Source organism: Oscillospiraceae bacterium MB24-C1 (genome assembly GCA_030913685.1).
Classification (GTDB): Bacteria; Bacillota; Clostridia; order Oscillospirales; family Ruminococcaceae; genus Yanshouia.
In genome coordinates this window covers 1,257,220-1,276,073 of the sequence record CP133187.1, presented here as the reverse complement: position 1 = coordinate 1,276,073, position 18,854 = coordinate 1,257,220, and the positions used below count along the sequence as shown (strand labels likewise).

General features: G+C 50.2%; 16 protein-coding genes and 1 other RNA gene. 16 read left to right on the top strand and 1 reads right to left on the bottom strand.

Annotated elements, in window-relative coordinates; translation table 11 throughout:
* The first annotated feature begins 254 nt into the window (after positions 1 to 254).
* The 13 genes from mraZ (at position 255) to RBH76_06095 (ending at position 15,623) form a co-directional block, all read left to right on the top strand.
* Positions 255 to 674 carry a division/cell wall cluster transcriptional repressor MraZ gene (mraZ, locus tag RBH76_06155; GenBank protein WMJ84997.1) on the top strand — a complete coding sequence of 140 codons (420 nt, stop codon included), beginning with the start codon at positions 255 to 257 and terminating at the stop codon, positions 672 to 674.
* 14 nt (positions 675 to 688) lie between these two features.
* Positions 689 to 1,621 carry a 16S rRNA (cytosine(1402)-N(4))-methyltransferase RsmH gene (gene rsmH, locus RBH76_06150; protein WMJ84996.1) on the top strand — a complete coding sequence of 311 codons (933 nt, stop codon included), beginning with the start codon at positions 689 to 691 and terminating at the stop codon, positions 1,619 to 1,621.
* 67 nt (positions 1,622 to 1,688) lie between these two features.
* Positions 1,689 to 2,177, top strand: coding sequence for a cell division protein FtsL (locus RBH76_06145; protein ID WMJ84995.1), 489 nt, complete (start codon positions 1,689 to 1,691; stop codon positions 2,175 to 2,177).
* Between the two features lie 163 nt (positions 2,178 to 2,340).
* Entirely contained in the window at positions 2,341 to 4,635 is a 2,295-nt protein-coding gene (locus RBH76_06140) for a penicillin-binding transpeptidase domain-containing protein (GenBank protein WMJ84994.1), read from the top strand.
* A 38-nt stretch (positions 4,636 to 4,673) separates the two neighbouring features.
* On the top strand, positions 4,674 to 6,119 hold the full coding sequence (locus RBH76_06135; GenBank protein WMJ84993.1) for a UDP-N-acetylmuramoyl-L-alanyl-D-glutamate--2,6-diaminopimelate ligase: 1,446 nt from the start codon (positions 4,674 to 4,676) through the stop codon (positions 6,117 to 6,119).
* Positions 6,120 to 6,124: 5 nt separating this feature from the next.
* Positions 6,125 to 7,495 carry a UDP-N-acetylmuramoyl-tripeptide--D-alanyl-D-alanine ligase gene (murF, locus tag RBH76_06130; GenBank protein ID WMJ84992.1) on the top strand — a complete coding sequence of 457 codons (1,371 nt, stop codon included), beginning with the start codon at positions 6,125 to 6,127 and terminating at the stop codon, positions 7,493 to 7,495.
* Positions 7,492 to 8,499: a phospho-N-acetylmuramoyl-pentapeptide-transferase gene (mraY, locus tag RBH76_06125; protein WMJ84991.1), complete on the top strand. Its 1,008-nt coding sequence runs from the start codon at positions 7,492 to 7,494 to the stop codon at positions 8,497 to 8,499. The genes murF and mraY overlap by 4 nt, the downstream gene beginning before the upstream one ends.
* Before the next feature lie 34 nt (positions 8,500 to 8,533).
* Entirely contained in the window at positions 8,534 to 9,688 is a 1,155-nt protein-coding gene (gene ftsW / locus RBH76_06120; GenBank protein ID WMJ84990.1) for a putative lipid II flippase FtsW, read from the top strand.
* 78 nt (positions 9,689 to 9,766) lie between these two features.
* Complete coding sequence (murG, locus tag RBH76_06115; protein WMJ84989.1) at positions 9,767 to 10,894, top strand: undecaprenyldiphospho-muramoylpentapeptide beta-N-acetylglucosaminyltransferase; 1,128 nt, start codon at positions 9,767 to 9,769, stop codon at positions 10,892 to 10,894.
* Between the two features lie 122 nt (positions 10,895 to 11,016).
* Positions 11,017 to 12,270: a UDP-N-acetylglucosamine 1-carboxyvinyltransferase gene (gene murA, locus RBH76_06110; GenBank protein ID WMJ84988.1), complete on the top strand. Its 1,254-nt coding sequence runs from the start codon at positions 11,017 to 11,019 to the stop codon at positions 12,268 to 12,270.
* A 5-nt stretch (positions 12,271 to 12,275) separates the two neighbouring features.
* Positions 12,276 to 13,229, top strand: a complete 954-nt coding sequence (locus RBH76_06105; GenBank protein WMJ84987.1) for an FtsQ-type POTRA domain-containing protein — start codon at positions 12,276 to 12,278, stop codon at positions 13,227 to 13,229.
* 165 nt (positions 13,230 to 13,394) lie between these two features.
* Positions 13,395 to 14,597 carry a cell division protein FtsZ gene (gene ftsZ, locus RBH76_06100; GenBank protein ID WMJ84986.1) on the top strand — a complete coding sequence of 401 codons (1,203 nt, stop codon included), beginning with the start codon at positions 13,395 to 13,397 and terminating at the stop codon, positions 14,595 to 14,597.
* Between the two features lie 120 nt (positions 14,598 to 14,717).
* Positions 14,718 to 15,623 carry a DMT family transporter gene (locus tag RBH76_06095; protein ID WMJ84985.1) on the top strand — a complete coding sequence of 302 codons (906 nt, stop codon included), beginning with the start codon at positions 14,718 to 14,720 and terminating at the stop codon, positions 15,621 to 15,623.
* Here the strand turns inward: RBH76_06095 and RBH76_06090 are convergent.
* A complete protein-coding gene (locus RBH76_06090; GenBank protein ID WMJ84984.1) occupies positions 15,607 to 15,792 on the bottom strand; it encodes a hypothetical protein in 186 nt (61 codons plus the stop codon). The two genes, RBH76_06095 and RBH76_06090, sit on opposite strands and share 17 nt — an antisense overlap.
* A 122-nt stretch (positions 15,793 to 15,914) precedes the next feature.
* Here RBH76_06090 and RBH76_06085 point away from each other — a divergent pair, with 122 nt between their 5' ends.
* The 3 genes from RBH76_06085 to dnaX all read left to right on the top strand — a co-directional run bounded on the left by RBH76_06085 (position 15,915) and on the right by dnaX (position 18,849).
* On the top strand, positions 15,915 to 16,730 hold the full coding sequence (locus RBH76_06085; GenBank protein WMJ84983.1) for an MBL fold metallo-hydrolase: 816 nt from the start codon (positions 15,915 to 15,917) through the stop codon (positions 16,728 to 16,730).
* Between the two features lie 175 nt (positions 16,731 to 16,905).
* Positions 16,906 to 17,004, top strand: an RNA gene (gene ffs, locus RBH76_06080) — signal recognition particle sRNA small type.
* A gap of 165 nt (positions 17,005 to 17,169) precedes the next feature.
* Positions 17,170 to 18,849: a DNA polymerase III subunit gamma/tau gene (dnaX, locus tag RBH76_06075; GenBank protein WMJ84982.1), complete on the top strand. Its 1,680-nt coding sequence runs from the start codon at positions 17,170 to 17,172 to the stop codon at positions 18,847 to 18,849.
* Positions 18,850 to 18,854: the final 5 nt, after the last annotated feature.

Genomic DNA, 18,854 nt, shown 5'->3' with positions numbered 1-18,854 from the left:
TAAGATTTGTCAATAGTTTCTTGCGTGTTTTATGTGGAGGCTTTTTAAGAGAAGTGGTAAGCAAGAATCATAAAAAAGTATAAAATGTGATTATAAAGCCAAATCATGGTGAAAATGGTCACATAAAAAAAGAAATTTTGAAGCGAAATTAGCTATTGATTTTTTTTGGCCCTCCACTTATAATGGAATAAAAGTGGTGAAGAGTGGTAAATTGGGGTGTATAATCCCTTTAAGTGGTGAAAGGAGGAGGCAAAATGCTCATTGGCGAGTATCGGCATAGTATCGACGCCAAGGGTAGAGTTAGCTTTCCTTCTAAGCTGCGCGAAGATTTAGGCGACTCTTTCATCATTACAAAGGGGCTGGATAACTGCTTATTTGTTTATCGCATGAGCGAATGGGACAAGCTAGTGGAACAGACAGCCTCGCTTCCCATCAGCAAGGCGCGCGCTATACAGCGATTTATCTTCGCGGGCGCGGTGTGCGTCGAGCCGGACAAGCAGGGCCGTGTACTCATTCCGCAGGCGCTGCGCGATTATGCGCAGCTCACTGGCGAGGTGGCGGTCGTGGGTGTCTCAAACCGAGCCGAAATTTGGGACGCCGCTAGATGGGATAAATCCAACGCTGAACTGACCAGCGAGCTGGTAGCCGAAGCGATGGATGAACTCGGCTTTTAAAGGAGCATTGCAATATGGCGTTTTCACATAAGCCGGTTCTACTTAACGAAACGATAGAAAGCCTGGCTATCAAGCCCGACGGCATCTATATAGACGGTACAGCGGGTGGCGCCGGCCATTCCAGCGAGATTGCAAAGTGTCTTACGACCGGCAGGCTTATTGCGGTAGACAAAGACCCGGACGCAATTGTGGCCGCTTCCGAGCGGCTGGCCCCCTATCCCTGCGCCACAGTGGTGCAAAATGACTTTCGCCACATCAGTCAGGTGGCGCATGCGCTGAATATCGAAAGAGTAGACGGTGTGCTGTTGGATTTAGGTGTATCCTCTCATCAGCTGGACGCCGCCGAGCGCGGATTTTCTTACCAAAACGAAGCGCCGCTAGATATGCGCATGTCACAGTCTGGCATGAGTGCAAAAGATGTTGTAAACACCTACGCTGAGCGCGATCTTGTGCGCATTCTCAGAGAATATGGCGAAGAGCGGTTTGCTGTTCGCATTGCGCGGGCCATTGTGGCCAGGCGTGAAAAGGCCGAAATTCAGACGACATTAGAGTTGGCTGACATTATAAAATTTGCAATTCCCGCAGCGACACGGCGCGAAGGCGGTCATCCGGCTAAGCGCAGCTTTCAGGCAATTCGAATCGAGGTCAATGGAGAGCTGGCTTCCTTGGATTGCGCGCTTGACAACGCATTTGAGCTGCTTGCATTGGGCGGAAGGCTTTCAGTGATTACCTTTCACTCGCTTGAGGACCGTATTTGCAAGCGTCGGTTCGCTGCTTTTGCAGAGGGATGTACCTGCCCTGTGGATTTTCCCGTTTGTGTGTGCGGCAAAACACCGCGGGGCAGGCTTATCTCCAAAAAACCGATAACAGCGGGCGAGGAAGAGCTTGCACAAAACAATCGCAGCCACAGCGCAAAGTTGCGCGTAATTGAAAAAATTAAGGACTAATAATATTGGGTAAGTATAACTCAGCCTAATATTATTATAAAAAGCCCCGGCGAGGAGGACGAACGGCGTGGCAAAAACAAATCTGGCTTATGACTTTGAAAAGCTGGAGCAGCATTATGCCGCTCCGGGTACGCCTAAGGTGAAGCAGCCGCCTGAACTTCGGGTGGTCGAAAATCGCAATGCCGGTTTCAATGCCGTCATGTTTCGTGGTGCCGCAATTTTCGTACTGGTGCTTGGCATTGTATGCGCCATCCTTTATAACAACATGATTCTCACCGAATTGACTAGTCAGATCGAAGATACCGAAGCACAATTTGAAATGCTCAAAAACGAGAACCGTCTGATGCAGGTGGAGCTTGAGGGCAAAACTTCACTTCGCACCGTTCAGGAAATTGCGGAAAACCAGCTAGGAATGGCCAAGGTTGAAAGCTATCAGGTGCAGTATATCGATCTGGGCGCGGGCGACCGCGTTGTGCTGGCGCGTGCGCCGCAGTTGAACTTAACAGATCATATTCATATGGCATATCGCTCCGTTTTGGAATACCTTGGATTTTAAAAAAATAGACTATTTAATGCCTGAAGCTATTTTCAAGTGATTTAGCGACGGTGCAGTAGCGTATAAAAACGCAATAGAGTGAAAACGACGGAGAGTTAAGTCAGATGCCTTAGCTCTTTGTTTCTTTTCACAGCACATTCGACGGTAATCGTCAGGAGGCAGCATGGCAAAACCGGTGAGCAGTAATTCAATGAAAATAAAAATGAATATTGTTCTGGCGGTCATGATTGTGCTTGGGTTTTGCGGTTTGATTGGCAGACTTTATTATCTTCAGCTTGTAGATTTTGAAGAAAACCGAACAAGGGCCCTGCGGCAGCAGCTGCGCCCCACGACAATCGCAGCCCAGCGCGGCGCGATCTATGACCGCAATATGAAAACGCTGGCGGCTTCGGCCACGGTCTGGGCGGTAATCATTTCGCCAGCCGAAATCAAGTCGGAGGAAGAACTCAATAAAATTGCGGATTTTCTTGCGCCGATTTTGGAGCTTGACCGTGAGAAGATCATCAAGCGCGGACAAAAAAAATCCAGTTATTATGAAATTATCAAGCAGCGAGTAGAAAAGGAAGAAGCCGATAAAATAACGGCCTTTTCACTGGATAACAAGCTTAGCTGCATCCATCTGATTGAAAACAGCAAGCGCTATTACCCTTATGGCAGTCTGGCGTCCACGGTGCTCGGCTTTACGACCAATGACAACACCGGTGCCTATGGACTTGAATCCAAATATGAAAAGGTGCTTTCGGGTACCCCGGGTATGGTTGTCTCGGCCAAGAACGCTAAGAGTGGCAACATGCCGTCTTCTTACGAACGACAGTACGAACCGGTGGACGGTAATTCGCTAGTGCTGACCATCGACGAGGTCGTGCAGCACAGCCTGGAACGCCACCTTGAAACGGCGGTCATTGAGCACAACGTACATAACCGCGCGACAGGCATTGTAATGGACGTCAATACCGGCGCGATTCTGGCCATGGCCACAAAACCAGATTTTGACCCGAATCAGCCCAATGAAATTTTCGATGAAAGAACACGCGCCGAGGTTGAGAATTTTGCCAATGATCCGGCGGTGATAGCAAAGCTGGCAAACATAACCGATAGTGCTCAACGCGCCAAGGTGCTGGAGGATGCCCGCAAGGAAGCGCTTGGCAAGGCACAGTTTGAGCAGTGGCGCAACAAGGCGATATCGGACCCTTACGAGCCGGGTTCGGTGTTTAAGGTCATCACATCGGCGATGGCCCTTGATTTAAACGTTGTCAAGCCGACGGGACAATATTTTACTTGCCCGGGCTTTCACATTGTCGCCGGGCGGCGCAAAGCTTGCTGGAAGGCCGCCGGGCACGGTACCATCAACTTTACTGAAGCCGTCAAATTTTCCTGCAACCCGGCATTTATGATGGTGGGCGCGCTGATTGGCCCTCAAAACTTTTATGATTACTTCGACCGTTTCGGCCTTAGGGAGACAACCCGCATCGACCTGCCAGGTGAAGCCGATGGTATTTTTTACGATTATGCCACACTTGCCAAAGAGTCGGGAGAAGAGTTGGCGTCCTCTTCTTTTGGGCAGACTTTTAAAGTGACGCCGATACAGATTGTCGCAGCGGTTTCAGCTGCGGTCAATGGTGGCAAGTTGATGCAACCCTATGTGGTCAGCCAGGTGCTTGATCCCGAAGGAAATGTCATCTCCACCACCGAGCCGGTCATCAAACGGCAGGTCATCAGCGAAGAGACATCCAAGGTGCTCGGCGGTATTTTGGAGCACGTGGTCGGTGATTCCGATGGCTCGGGCCGTTACGCTTATGTACCCGGTTACCGCGTCGGCGGCAAGACCGGAACGAGTGAAAAGCTCGATGCCAAAGAAGATGGCGAGGTTACCAAGCGTATTTCGTCTTTTTTGGGCGTCGCTCCCTCAAACGATCCACAAATTTGCGTTTTGGTTCTTCTTGATGAACCTCATATGCAAAACATCTATGGCTCTATTATTGCAGCACCGATTGTCGGAGCCGTTATGGCCGACGTGATGCCCTACTTAGGTGTTGAGCCACAGTATAACGAAAAAGAGCTTGCCGAGCTTGAGGTGGAAGTACCTTCACTCTCGGGCCAAATGATTCACGACGCCATTGCCATGCTGACCGCAAAAAGCCTGAAATATAAAATGGTTGGCGAAGGTACGACTGTGACACGGCAGCTTCCCGCTGCTGGGGAGGTTTGTCCCAAAGGGAGCACGGTCATACTCTATACGGATAAAGAAGCTCAAAGTGGCAGCATCGCTGTGCCAAACGTCTTAGGGCTGTCGGCGCAGCAGGCAAACCGCACGCTGCTCAATGCAGGATTGAATATCCGGCTTGCCGGGGATGATATTGAAAACGCTCAAAGCATGGCCATCAGTCAGGATCCGTCCCCCGAAACAATGGTGGAGGCGGGCGCAGTGGTAACCGTCACCTTTGCGGCGCCAAGCTGACCACCCCCGCAAGCAGCTTTTGAAAGGAGAGATACGCGATGAGGCTTTCTCAATTATTCAATGATGTAAAAATCGGTGCGTCGCTGCCCGATATAGATGTTGGGCACGTCTGTGCCGATACACGCCAAGTGGCGCCAGGTGCGGTGTTTTTCTGCTTGAACGGTTTTATGCACGACGGACACGACTACGCAAAAAAAGCGTTAGAGCTGGGTGCCGCTATGGTGGTGGCCGAACGTGATTTGGGGTTGGGCGAGCAGCAGATTTTAACACCGGATACCCATGAGGCTTATTCGATTTGTTGTGCAAACTTGTTTGGTAATCCTCAGCGAAAGATTAAACTGGTGGGTGTCACTGGTACCAACGGGAAAACGACGGTGACCCACCTGATACGTGACGTGCTCGAAGGGTTTGGTTACAAAACAGGACTGATCGGTACCATTGAAACCGATGTGGGTGGGATGCATTTTCCCGCTAAATATACGACACCTGAGCCGCTGACCTTCTACTCGTTGCTAGAACAGATGGTTCAGGCCGGTTGTGAATACGCCGTAATGGAGGTTTCTTCTCACGGATTGGATCAAAAGCGCGTTGCTGCCTGCCGGTTTGCGGTGGGGATTTTCACAAACCTGACGCAGGATCATCTGGACTATCACAAGACGATGGAAGCTTATTATCAGGCGAAAAAAAGCTTGTTTACGCTGTGTGATAAAGCGGCGGTCAATATCGATGATGTCTATGGAAAGCAGTTGTTGAGCGAAATTGACTGCGAGTCTAAAAGCTTTTCTACCAAGCTTGATGAGGCGGATTATACCGCCAAAAGCATTTCGATGCGCGCCGATGGCACGTCGTTCGCCTTTGTGGGTAGCGGGTTAATTGCCCGGGTCAAATTCCCTGTGCCAGGAGAATTTTCGGTCTCAAATGCAATGGCGGCTATCGCGGCCTGCCTAGCCCTAGGGCTGGACTTACAAAAAACAGTGACGCTTCTAGCCGCTAGCCGCGGGGTTCCGGGCCGCTTTGAGGTGCTGGATACCAAGACGCCATACACTGTGATACGCGACTATGCGCATTCGCCAGACGCCATCGAAAAAATATTGCAGGCGATAAGAGCGGTGACCGATAAAAAAATTATGATTCTATTCGGCTGCGCAGGCAACCGCGACCGAAAAAAGCGTAGATTAATGACTGAAGCCGCAGCCCGGTTGGCCGATTTTGTGGTACTGACTTCAGATAACCCGAGAAACGAAGACCCGCTTCAGATTATTGAGGATTCGAAACTAGGTCTACTCGAACATAATGTGGCTCATATCATAATTCCCGACCGCTATCAGGCCATTAAATGGGCGCTTGATAACTGCGAAGCAGGGGATACGCTACTGCTGGCAGGAAAGGGCCATGAAGATTACCAAGTGTTAGCACATGGGACAATTCATTTTGACGAACGTGAAATTGTTGCCGAGCTGCTGGAACAACAAACGGAGGAATAAAAGCGGTGCAAAAGCTAAAGCTATCGCAGATTGCCCAAACACTAGGCGCCCAAATTTCCTATGATGCAGATATTTGCGAGATTGTGACCGATTCGCGCAAGGCGAAAGCGGGCACACTATTTGTCGCTATTTGTGGCGAAACTTTAGACGGCAACCAGTTTGCCGCTTCAGCGCTAAAAAATGGGGCTGAGGCTGCGGTGGTCAGCACGCTTTTTGAGGGCGTCAATCCGAATAAGGCTATCGTCGTCCCCGATACCAAGCGGGCGCTTATTAAACTAGGGGGGCTGCATCGTCGGTTATTTGATATCCCGTTTGTCGGTGTGACGGGCAGCGTGGGTAAAACCACCACCAAGGAATTTATCCACGCAGTTCTCAGTACAAAATATCGCACTCATAAAAACGCGGGCAACCAAAACAATGAAATTGGCGTACCCAATACGCTTTTTGCACTGGAGGAGACACATGAGGCTGCCGTTATCGAGATGGGCATGTGCGGCTTCGGGGAAATCCGTGATTTAACCACCGAAATAAAACCATCAGTTGGTGTTATTACTACCATAGGCGTTTCGCATATAGAGCAGCTTGGCAGCCGAGAGAATATTCTTAAAGCAAAGCTGGAGCTGTTGGAGGGCATGCCGGACGGATCACCGCTATTTTTGTGTGGCGACAACGAATATCTCAACCCCGTGCAGGCGCCTCGGCTTAAAATTTTCCGCTACGGTATTACCAATCCGGTGTGTGAGATCCGCGCCTCTGACATTGTTCAAAAGGGTGAGGCGACTTGCTTTGTCATCAATTCTCCCTGGGGCGAATACAGCGCTGCTATTCCGGTGGTGGGGCAGCACAATGTGCTTGATGCGCTGGCAGCTTTTGGTGTCGGTTGTGTAATGGGCATTGCACCGGAACAGGCGGCTGCTGCACTGTCAAATTATCTACCTGTGGGAATGCGACAGAATGTTGTGCATTTTAAGGGGATGATCGTGGTCGAGGATTGCTATAATTGTTCGCCCGATTCACTCAAGGCAGCAGCGCTGACACTCTCCTCCTTCCCGTGTAGCGGCAGGCGGATTATGGTGCTTTCAGATATGCTTGAACTGGGGCCACAAGATACCGACATGCATGCTGAATGCGGTGCGTTCATCGCCCGGCAGGATATCGACCTGTTAATGGCTTGCGGCCCGCTTTCTGAGCACACGGTCATTGGAGCAGATAAGGCCGGTATGGAGCGCTGTTGTCACTACGACAGCAAAGAACAACTGGCTCAAGAGCTGATAAAGGCTGTGCGCGCCGGCGATGTAATTTGGTTTAAGGCCAGCCGGGGCATGCGCCTTGAGGACGTCATCCAACAGCTTTATGGCAAAGGAGAAAACGCGTGAACAGCTACTTGTTTTTATCGGCGGCGCTCTCTTTAGGTATCACCGCCATCTTAGGCATCTGGATCATCCCTTATTTAAGAAAGCTAAAATATGGCCAGACGATTTTAGATATCGGCCCGAACTGGCACAAGAATAAGCAGGGTACCCCCACGATGGGCGGCCTGATGTTCATCGCCGGTGTGCTATGTGCGGTTTCCGCGGCGTTTTCAGCGGCGATGCTTAACCACCCCGAACTGGGGCAGGGGTATCACCGTATACTTAATACCCGCATGGTTTCGGGCCTGCTCATGGCGCTGGGCTTTTCGCTCATTGGCTTCGCTGACGATTATGTCAAGGTTGCCAAAAAGCAGAACCTGGGGTTGACCGCGCGGCAGAAGCTGGTCGTACAGTTTTTGGTGGCGGGGCTATATCTCTGGAGCCTTGTTGCCGCAGGAGACAGCTCGACGACGCTCATCATCCCCTTTATCGGTCAATGGAACCTTGGAATGGCCTATTATCCACTTTGTGCAGTGGGCATTGTATACATTGTCAATTCGGTCAACCTGACTGACGGGCTGGATGGGCTTGCCGCCTCGGTGACATTTATGGCATCCATTGGTTTTTTGATGGTGGCATCGGTGCTGGGCTTTTTCCAGATCAGCTTAATGGCTGCAGCGGTGGCAGGCGGCTGTATCGGCTTTTTAATCTACAACTTTTATCCTGCCAAGGTGTTCATGGGCGATACCGGTTCCATGTTTTTGGGCGGATGCGTCGTGGCCATGGCCTTCGGGGTTGGGCTACCGCTGATTTTAGCTTTTACCGGCTTTATCTACATCTGTGAGTCAATGTCGGTTGTATTGCAGGTGATTAGCTTTAAAACGACCGGCAAACGCATCTTTAAAATGAGCCCGATTCATCATCATTTTGAAATGTCAGGCTACAGTGAGGTGCAGATTGTCTTTTCGTTTTCGTTTATTACGCTTTGCGGTGCATTATTTGCCTTCTTTGCGGCAAAGAATATTTAGTCTTGGAACGAACACATAACTAGGGGGTGGACCGATGGCAGAAAATTCTTCGCCAACACCAAAAAAAACAAAAGTGATCTACGGGCCGATGGACACCACTTTTCTGGTTATCGTGCTTGTGCTGGTCTCGCTAGGTCTGATCATGATGTTTTCAGCTAGTTATGCCAATGCTTTTTATCTAAAAAATAATTCTCTTTTTTATATATCACGCCAGCTTCCTTTTGCGCTGATGGGCGTCACCGTCATGATTATGGCCTCTCACGTCGATTACCGCATTTTTAAGCCGCTGTCGCTACCGCTATACGGCGTTACGCTAATTCTTCTGGTCATTGCACTGTTCATGCCGCCGCTCAATAATGCGCGGCGCTGGATCTTCATTGGTCCGTTTAACTTCCAGCCTTCAGAGATTGCAAAGTTTGCCATCGTTATTCTGTTTGCATCGCTGATATGCGTTAATTATCAGCAAATGAAAACGGTTCGTTATGGCATTTTACCGTTTGTTGCGGCTCTGGCTCCGGTTGCATTTCTTATGCTTAAAGAGCCGCATCTGTCGGGCACAGTACTCATTTTGTTGCTTGGCGTTGTGATGATGTTCATCGGCGGCACCGATGTGCGCTGGTTTGTTGCGGGTGCCATTGTGGCGACGGTCGGCATTGCGGCTGTTATTTTTAATCCCGATCTGCTCACCTCGTTGGCACATTACGCGGGCGACCGCATTACCGTCTGGCTTGACCCGTTTTCAGACCCAAAGGATAAGGGCTTTCAAACGGTTCAGTCGCTTTATGCCATCGCTTCTGGCGGGCTGATGGGCACCGGCATCGGCGCTTCTCGCCAGAAATATCTTTATCTGCCCGAGCCTTATAACGATTTTATTTTTGCCATTGTCTGTGAAGAGCTTGGATTTGTGGGCGCAGCACTGATCATTTGCCTGTTTGCGCTGCTGGTGTGGCGTGGTTTTGTTATCGCTTCTCGCTGCCCCGACCGTTTCGGATCGCTCGTTGCTGCGGGTTTGACCGCTCAGGTGGGTATCCAAACGCTGCTCAATATCGCGGTGGTCACCAACTCGGTACCCAACACAGGTATCAGTCTTCCGTTTTTCTCCTATGGCGGCACTAGTTTATTGATGCTGTTGGGCGAAATGGGCATTATCCTGTCAATTTCGCGCACGGCCGCCATCCAAAAAGTTTAATTTGATTAAACGGCAACATTCCCGACATCACGATGGCCGCCCGGATTTGGTTCCAAGGTGGCAGAAACGGAGTATGCCATGAAAATATTATTTGCCTGTGGCGGTACCGCAGGACATATTAACCCCGCGCTTTCGGTTGCCGATTCGCTATGCAGTCGTCACCCCGGAACCGAGGTGCTTTTCGCCGGAAATCCCGGCGGCATGGAAGCAAAGCTTATTCCTAAAGCGGGGTACCCTTTCGCGCCTATTGAAATTGCCGGTATCCAGCGTAAGCTTTCAGGAGAAAACATTAAGCGCAACATTCGGGCGCTCTATCTTTTGGCGAGAAGCGGCCCGCGCGCAGCTAAAATCATCCGAGATTTTGAGCCGGATATCGTCATGGGGACCGGTGGTTATGTCAGCGGGCCGGTTGTGCGCAAGGCGCATCAGATGGGCATTAAGACCATCACCCACGAGCAAAACGCCTTTCCCGGCGTGACCACCAAGCTGCTGGCACCGGATGTGGACAGGCTTCTGTTGGCAATGGAAGGCGCTGAAAAACATTTGCACTTAAAAAACCCGAGTAAACTGAAAGTCACCGGAAACCCGGTGCGTGAGGCCATTTTTTCGGCCGACCGCGAACTTTCGCGAATGCGGCTGGGTGTGGAAGACAGAATCTGTATTCTCTCGTTCGGCGGAAGCCTAGGCGCCCGCAGAATTAACGAGGCGATCGCAGACGTCATGCAATGGCATCATAACAGCGATAAAATCCATCATATCCACGCCACCGGCAGCTATGACTATAAAGATTTTCTCAAGATGCTTCAAAAGAAGCAGGTTCCGTTTAAAGATCATCCGCACTTGGATGTGCGGGAGTACATCGACAACATGCCCACCTGTTTGGCTGCCGCTGATCTTGTCATCTGCCGCGCTGGGGCGATTACGCTTTCAGAGTTGCAGTGTGCGGGCAGGGCTTCCATTCTGATTCCGTCGCCGAACGTCGCTGAAAACCATCAATATCATAACGCCATGGAACTGGTCGAGCACCACGCAGCTGAAATCTTGGAAGAAAAGAATTTAACCGGCGAAAGCCTGATTAACATGCTCAAAAAGCTAACCGAAGATAAAAGTCGGTTGGTTTCGTTGGGACGGGCTGCTTATGGCATGGCGATCAAGGATGCCAATGCTCGCATTATCAAGGAGATTTTGAGCTTGGTCAACGAATAGGTTTTGATACCCTTTTAGCGGCATACTTCCCTCACTTCACCACCGCGTGCTTTTTTGCATAGGATGGTTGTGAACAGCAATTCGCCACTTACAAGAGGCGGAATTGAAAGGGAGTAAGGGCAATGGAGAGGCTTTTAATAGAAGGCGGACGCCGCTTGAACGGGGAACTTGATATACATGGGGCGAAAAACGCGGTTTTACCCATTTTGGCGGGAACGCTGCTTTGTAAAGAGACGGTACTACACAACTGTCCGTGCCTCTCTGACGTTGCAGCTGCAGAGTCTATTCTTGAAACGCTTGGTTGTACAGTCCTCCGCGAGAGAGAAACGCTTATCATAAATGCAAATAACGTAACCTACTGCGATCCGCCGGAATTTTTGATGCGTGAGATGCGCTCCTCCATTTTGTTTTTGGGGGCTATTCTTGCGCGTTGCGGATGTGCCAGGGTCAGTTTTCCGGGCGGGTGTGAACTAGGCGCGCGTCCGGTGGATATGCACATTGAAGGCCTGAGGAAACTTGGTGCTATCATTGAAGAAGATCACGGTTTTTTTGACTGCCGTGTCGACGGTAGACTCAAGGGTGCTAAAATCACATTGCCATTTCCAAGTGTGGGTGCTACCGAGAACATCGTTCTTGCCGCCGTCACCGCCGAGGGTACGACAATAATACAAAATGCGGCTCGCGAACCTGAGATACAGGACCTTGCCGACTTTCTAAACGCGTGTGGTGCAAAAATTTTGGTGCAGGGCGATTATATAACCATTGACGGTGTCACCTCCTTGGGTGATGGTGAACACACTGTTATACCCGACCGAATTGAAACCGCCACCTATCTTTGTGCGGTGGCTATCACGGGTGGAAATGTTAGCTTAAAACGTTGCTGCCCACAGCAGCTTACCGCAGTGTTGCCGGTGCTCGAAGAGATGGGATGCCGCTTAAAGCTTTCTGAGGATGTCATCACATTGAGCGCACCCGAGCGCCTGTTGGCGGTGCGACCGATTAAAACCATGCCCTTTCCGGGTTTTCCGACCGATGCACAAGCACCTGTTATGGCGGCGTTATGTGTTTCTAAAGGAACCAGCATGATTGTAGAAAACATCTTTGAAGCGCGATATAAACATGCAGGAGAATTGCTGCGGATGGGTGCAAGGGTTGAAATAGAGGGTAGGGTTGCTGTGGTAGAAGGGGTGCCCGCACTGCACAGTGCAACGGTGAAATGCACCGATTTGCGTGGCGGGGCAGCGTTGGTTGTGGCGGCGCTGGCAGCAAACGGTATTAGTACGCTGACAGAGTTGCGGCATTTAGACCGCGGTTATACCGACCTTGAGGTGGGTCTGCGCGCCCTCGGCGCAAAGATTACAAGAGAAAGGAACTAAACGCAGTGGGAAGAAAAAGGCAGGACGAAAAGCATGCTGCTTACGGCCGCGCAGCCCGCAGGCGAAAGCGCAGCAAGAAAAAATATACGCTATATTATCTGCTTGCGCTGATCCTGATGCTCTGCATAGGGGTGGCGCTTTCGCTCACTGTATTTTTTAAAATTGAAAGTATTCAGGTTGTAGGCGATACGCGCTACGCCAAAGAAGAGTTAATTGATGTCGCCGGCATCAGGCTGGGGGAAAATCTTTTTCGCGTCAGCCAAAAGGAAACCTCAGAAAAGCTGATTGCCGGCTACCCCTACATAGCCCAGGTGCGGTTGCAACGGGTATTACCTAATTCGTTACTGCTGCATGTGGCCGAAGCACAGCCCAAGGCCGCAATAGAAACCGGACAAGCCTATATGTTGCTTGACGAGCGTGCAAGGGTGCTTGAGACCGATTTGCCCGTCTGCCCAGAAGACTATTTTCGGGTTGTCGGGTTCTCTGCCAAAGGGCTTTCTCCGGGAGAGTTTCTTTCTGAGCAAGATCAAGAACGGCTTGGTGTGCTGCTGGAACTTCAGATGTGTATCACGGCAAACGGGCTTTCAAAAATCAGGCTGGCCGATCTTTCAGACATAGCGAACATCTGGCTGCTTTATGATGGTAGAGTAGCTATAGAACTGGGTGGACAGCTAGACGTAGATTATAAAATTCGCGCTGCAAAGAGTATTATAGATGTTTCTGTGACCGACACCACCGTCGGAACGCTCGATGTTTCGACACGTCCGGCTATGCGTTTGCGGGAACGCAATATCTATGATAAGCATGTTTGGCCCTTCCCGGAATCGTTGATCGACGATTATGAACGGGTGGTGCCCAAAAACAACTGGTTGGTCGATGCGCCAAGCAGCGCTACACCAGAAAACAGCGTGGACAGCACATCGTCAGCTGTTGGAACACAAATAGCATCCGGCAACTGAAATGGTTATTACAGGTCATAAAAATGGCAAAATTAATTTGCCGAATCTTACAAAATTACCTTGTGTTAGCTATGTCATCATGGTAAAATGAGCTTATATCAACAACGCTTTTTAAGTGATTTCATATAAGCCCCTGCGAGGATGAAATATGAGGAGGACAATTAAATGCAGATGAATTTTGGAATGGTGCCCGAACATGAACAGAGCACTGTTATAAAAGTAGTCGGCGTGGGCGGCGGTGGCGGTAACGCTGTCAACAGAATGGTGCTTTCCGGCATGAAAGGCGTCGAATTCATCTCGATGAATACCGACTATCAAGCACTTGCGACCTCGCACGCAACCTATAAACTGAACATTGGCGCACGCCTTACCAAAGGAAAGGGTGCGGGTGGACAAGCCGATGTGGGTCAGCGTTCTGCTGAGGAAAGCCGAGACGAAATTACGGCGCTGCTAAAAGGTGCCGATATGGTATTTGTCACTGCCGGTATGGGAGGTGGCACCGGGACAGGCGCGGCACCAGTAGTCGCTGAAATTGCCCGGGGTATGGATGTTTTAACCGTTGGCGTAGTCACAAAGCCGTTTAAGTTTGAGGGCAAACGCCGTATGGAACATGCTGAAATGGGCATCACGGCCTTACGCGAGCATGTTGACGCGCTGCTGATTATTCCCAACGAAAGGCTTCAGCAGATTTCCACCGAAAAAATCACCCTTGCCAACGCTTTTGCGGCAGCAGACGAGGTGTTGCGGCAGGGTGTACAGAGCATATCCGATCTGATCTGTACCACCGGTATTATCAACCTTGACTTTGCTGACGTCACCAGTGTCATGAAGGGCGCAGGTAACGCGCACATGGGTATGGGTCGTGCATCTGGCAAGGACAAGGCGCGCATTGCAGCCGAGATGGCTATCAATTCTCCGCTGCTCGAAACCAGCATCAACGGAGCTATGGGCGTTATCGCCAATATTGTGGCTTCGCCCGATATTGCGCTTGACGAGGTTTACACCGCTTCCGAACTGATCAGCGACGCCGCACATCCCGACGTCAACCTTATCTGGGGTGTTGCCTATGATGAGAACCTCGACGACGAAATTCTTATCACCGTTATTGCAACTGGCTTTGAACGCGCTGACGAGTTTGGGGTTTCAAACTATATCAAGGATATTGCCGGCTATAAGCCGAAAGAAAATACCGCCGCTAAGGTGCCCGCCGCCGTACAGGCTGCGCCTGCCACAGTAGCTAAGCCTGCCGCGCCTGCGCCCGACCCCGTGGTTGAACCCCAGCAACCAGATCTATTTGCTGAGGAAGAGACCCCTGAGGAAGACCCTTATGAAGTCATCATGAGAATGTTCGGCAGAGGGAAAAAATAAGACCAATATTTTGCCATATACAATACAGCATAGCTTTTGAAAGCACCTGCCCTACGCCAAATGGCTTCGGGGCTTTCAATAGCTATGCTGTTATTAATACAGTTCTGGAAGGGGCAAGACATGAAACGTTTTTCGGTGGACAAAAAAATCTCTCCCCGTAGCGCGGCCATCTGCATGATGGCGTGTGCTTTTTTATGGAGTACGTCTGGCGCACTGATCAAGCTTATAGAGTGGAACGGCATGGTGATCACATGCCTACGCAGCGCGGTGGCTGCCGTTGCGCTTTATGTCTACCTGCGCCTTCTAGGTAAAAAGCTGGTGCTCAACCGCCTGACCCTGACGACTGCTATTGCAGTATGCATCAAATACGTTTGTTTTGTGGTTGGCAACAAATTGACTTCCAGCGCCAATATGGTCGCATTGCAATATACAAATCCGGTGTTTGTGCTGGTTATTTCCATACTGGTTTTTCATAAAAAGGTGAAGAATAAAGACATACTGGTTGCAATTGCTACGGCTGCCGGTATTGCCATGTTAACGCTTGATCACACCGGCCCTTCGAGCACCACAGGTAACCTGATGGGTTTGGCGGTCGGCTTTACAACGGCGATTATGTACCTGATGACCGCGCGTAGCGCCAGCTATGAGGAATCTTTAAGTATTATTACGCTTGGCCACATTTATACGGCCGTTATAATGTCACCGTTTTTGCTATTTTCCAAAATTACTTTTACACCTCAAAACGTCAGCAGTTTGTTGCTGCTCGGGCTTTTGCAGCAGGCGGTCGCATACGCACTTTTCAGCTTTGCTACACGTTCTGCGCCGCCTTTAACCTGCAGTCTGATCGCCTGTGTCAACCCGCTGTTTAATCCTGTATGGACGGCGGTGTTGCTGCATGAAATCCCGGGTCCGATTACTATTACCGGATTTGTTATCGTCTTAGGCTCTATTACGCTATGGTCGGTTTCGAATGCAAAAGACAAGACCAAAGCGCTCGCCGAAAAAGATGCTAGTTCAGGCTGTTGACCAGTGACTGCATCTCGGATTTAGACTGAACAGTCTTAGCGCGGGAAAGAATTTCGCTTTGCTGTCCAGTAGAAAGATTTGCGTAATTTTGCATCGCATTAGGCTGCATGGCGAGTGCCATGGCAAATCCCATCGGCAATTCAGGATTCATATTGTTTTGCTGATTCATAATTTATCACCTCGACAACAGTATTTCCGACGACAAGAATGAATACACAAAGGTTTATATGGCTCTTGAACAACGGAAATTCTGCGAATTTTTGAAAAAAAGAACAAGAAAGGAAATGCGATATGGCGCCAATGGCGGAAACACTTATTGTCCTCGGCACCGGGAATGCGATGGTGACGCGCTGTTTTAATACTTGCTTCGCACTGCGCTTCGGGCAGGAATATTTTTTGGTGGACAGTGGTGGTGGCAACGGCATTTTACGTGCATTGGCAGATGCCGATATTTCGCCCAGCAATATTCATCATGTTTTTATAAGCCATGCACACACCGACCATATTTTGGGGGTGCCATGGCTGGTGCGCAGCATCGGAACGCAAATGTTGAGCAACCGTTATGACGGCACGCTGACCATCTATTGTCACGACATTGCGGAGCAGGCAATTCGAACCATCTGTGAATTGACGATACAGAAAAAATTCACCAGACTTTTTGATGACCGAATTCGCTTTGTAACGCTCAAAGATGGTGAAACAGCGCAAATTTTTGGTAGCGAGGTGTGCTTTTTCGATATCCGTTCGGCAAAAGCAAAACAATTCGGCATGCAAGTGTCGTTATCTAACGGACGCAGATTGGTGTGCCTTGGCGATGAACCGTGTGATGCGCAGTGCGAACAGATAGCCGCTAAAGCCGACTGGCTTTTGTGTGAAGCATTTTGTCTTTATAACGACCGCGACCGCTTTAAACCTTACGAAAAGCACCACAGTACGGCAAAGGATGCCGCCGAGCTGGCCGAGCGGCTAGAAGTTAAAAATCTGGTGCTTTGGCATACCGAGGATAAAACACTCGACACCCGCATGGCCACCTATACAGCAGAAGCAAAAACATATTTTGGTGGCAATGTGTTCGTGCCAAACGATCTTGACAAGATCGTATTGTGACAATTTTTTATACTTGTTTTGGTTAAGCTTTTTTTCTCTGACTGTTGTGCTTTTTTGCACGATATGCTATAATAACTTGCGGCAGTCATTTTTGGCAACAGAACAACGGCAAATGTTGTTGTGGTAAAAATGCGGCCGACGCAGTCAGGACGGGCGTGTGGCCTGTCATGCGGGTATGTGGATCCTGTGCGACGAGGTTCTGTGAACCATGTCAGGCGGGGAACCGAGCAGCATTAAGCGGAGTGCCTTGTGTGCCGCAGGTAATCTGCATCCCCGCATGAGAGCCCACAGGCGGTTTTGGCTGCTTTTTCTTTTAGTTGCGTACCGCTAAAGCGGTGCGCAATCGTGCCGTGTGTAAGTTAAGTGTAGAGCAAGTTTGAGGCATTGCGCCTTTGAACGTAACCGCGTTTTATTCTGGTTTTGCGAGGTGATATGAAGGATGCGGCAGGCGCTTTATCGTTTATATCGTCCGCGCCACTTCGACGAAGTGGTCGGGCAGGAACACATCACCACCGTGTTAAAAAACGAAATGCGGCAGGGGATGCCGTCGCATGCCTATTTGTTTATCGGTTCGCGCGGAACTGGCAAAACCACCTGTGCCAAGCTGGTAGCTAAGGCGGTTAACTGTCTCTCTCTGCGGGATGGAAATCCCTGCGGTGAATGCGATATATGCCGTGGCGTCGACGACGGTTCATTGTTGGATGTTGTTGAAATTGACGCGGCATCTAACAACGGCGTGGATAACATCCGTGATTTACGCGACGAAGCAGTGTTTACCCCCGCGGTGGCAAAATATCGTGTTTATATCATCGACGAAGTTCATATGCTTTCTACCAGCGCCTTTAACGCGCTGCTTAAAATACTTGAAGAACCGCCCGAGCATGTCATTTTTATTCTGGCAACCACCGAAATTCACAAGGTGCTGCCCACCATTATTTCGCGTTGTCAGCGGTTTGATTTTCAGCGCATTGAGAGCGTTGTCATCGCCGAACGGCTCCAGGAAGTTGCGCGACGAGAGAGCCTAACGATTGCTGATGAGGCCGCCGGGCTGATTGCTCGACTTTCGGATGGCGGCATGCGTGATGCATTGTCTCTTTTAGATGTTTGTGCTGCCGACACCGATGACGTCACACTTGACACGGTGGTCAAAGCAGCGGGCCTGACCGGCAGTGCGCATTTATTGGCTCTGACTGATAGCGTTTTGTCAGGAGATACCGCCGGTATGCTGGCCAAACTCGCCGAGTTACGGCAAAAAAGTATGGAACCTCAGCGGCTCTGTGAGCAACTTTGTGGCCACTATCGAAATCTGATGTTGGTCAAAACGCTTGAAAAGCCGGAGGCTATGCTTGACTGCCTACCCTCCGAAATACCGAACCTGCGCAGGCAGGTACAGAAAATTACGTTAACCGACCTGTTGCACAGTTTGTCGGTACTTCAAGAGACGGCGGCGCGTATCGCGAAAAGCCCGATGAAGCATGCCGAGCTTGAGTTGGCACTGGTAACTTTGTGTGAGCCAACCGCCCGCACAGGCTATCAGGCGTTGCTAAAGCGTATTGAGGAGTTGGAGACGGCAATGCGTAGCGGCAAAAGCTTTTTAGCGCCCACTGCTGAATCTGTACCACCGACCAGAATGCAACCCGAACCTGCGGCTGTCTCAACTATTACGACGGCAGACCCTCCGGTGGCAATGGCAAAGCCCGCTTTACAACAAGCTCCGTCCGCACCAAAAACGGCTGCTGCGGCGCCTCAACCCAGCGAAGCCCCAGTGGCTACTGCTAACGTCGCCGACGTTGAGGGAGTACCGGAATACACCTTTTGGTCGCAGACACTTGAGCGACTGGCAAAAATTAATATTTCAATATATGCTATGCTGCGCGGTACTAAAGCTTATTTTAATGGCAAACAGGTGCTTATTGACGTATCGAATCCGGTAGTGCTTGAAATGCTACGCGACAATGAATATACTAAAAACAGCATTAAACAGGCGATCTTTGAGGTGACGGGAGAACGGCATGGGCTTGGCCCTTACCGCCCGCCAAAGCAGGAGACCCCAGAAGAGGATCCGCTTCAAAAACTGATAGAGTCGCTTGGCGATGCGCAAAATATAACGATTGAATAAAGGAG

What these genes read in the sequence shown, in the direction of transcription:
- mraZ (WMJ84997.1), top strand. Translation starts at nt 255, where the DNA reads ATGCTCATTGGCGAGTATCGGCATAGTATCGACGCCAAGGGTAGAGTT.
- rsmH (WMJ84996.1), top strand. Translation starts at nt 689, where the DNA reads ATGGCGTTTTCACATAAGCCGGTTCTACTTAACGAAACGATAGAAAGC.
- RBH76_06140 (WMJ84994.1), top strand. Translation starts at nt 2,341, where the DNA reads ATGGCAAAACCGGTGAGCAGTAATTCAATGAAAATAAAAATGAATATT.
- RBH76_06135 (WMJ84993.1), top strand. Translation starts at nt 4,674, where the DNA reads ATGAGGCTTTCTCAATTATTCAATGATGTAAAAATCGGTGCGTCGCTG.
- ftsW (WMJ84990.1), top strand. Translation starts at nt 8,534, where the DNA reads ATGGCAGAAAATTCTTCGCCAACACCAAAAAAAACAAAAGTGATCTAC.
- murG (WMJ84989.1), top strand. Translation starts at nt 9,767, where the DNA reads ATGAAAATATTATTTGCCTGTGGCGGTACCGCAGGACATATTAACCCC.
- murA (WMJ84988.1), top strand. Translation starts at nt 11,017, where the DNA reads ATGGAGAGGCTTTTAATAGAAGGCGGACGCCGCTTGAACGGGGAACTT.
- ftsZ (WMJ84986.1), top strand. Translation starts at nt 13,395, where the DNA reads ATGCAGATGAATTTTGGAATGGTGCCCGAACATGAACAGAGCACTGTT.
- RBH76_06095 (WMJ84985.1), top strand. Translation starts at nt 14,718, where the DNA reads ATGAAACGTTTTTCGGTGGACAAAAAAATCTCTCCCCGTAGCGCGGCC.
- RBH76_06090 (WMJ84984.1), bottom strand. Translation starts at nt 15,792, where the DNA reads ATGAATCAGCAAAACAATATGAATCCTGAATTGCCGATGGGATTTGCC.
- RBH76_06085 (WMJ84983.1), top strand. Translation starts at nt 15,915, where the DNA reads ATGGCGCCAATGGCGGAAACACTTATTGTCCTCGGCACCGGGAATGCG.
- dnaX (WMJ84982.1), top strand. Translation starts at nt 17,170, where the DNA reads ATGCGGCAGGCGCTTTATCGTTTATATCGTCCGCGCCACTTCGACGAA.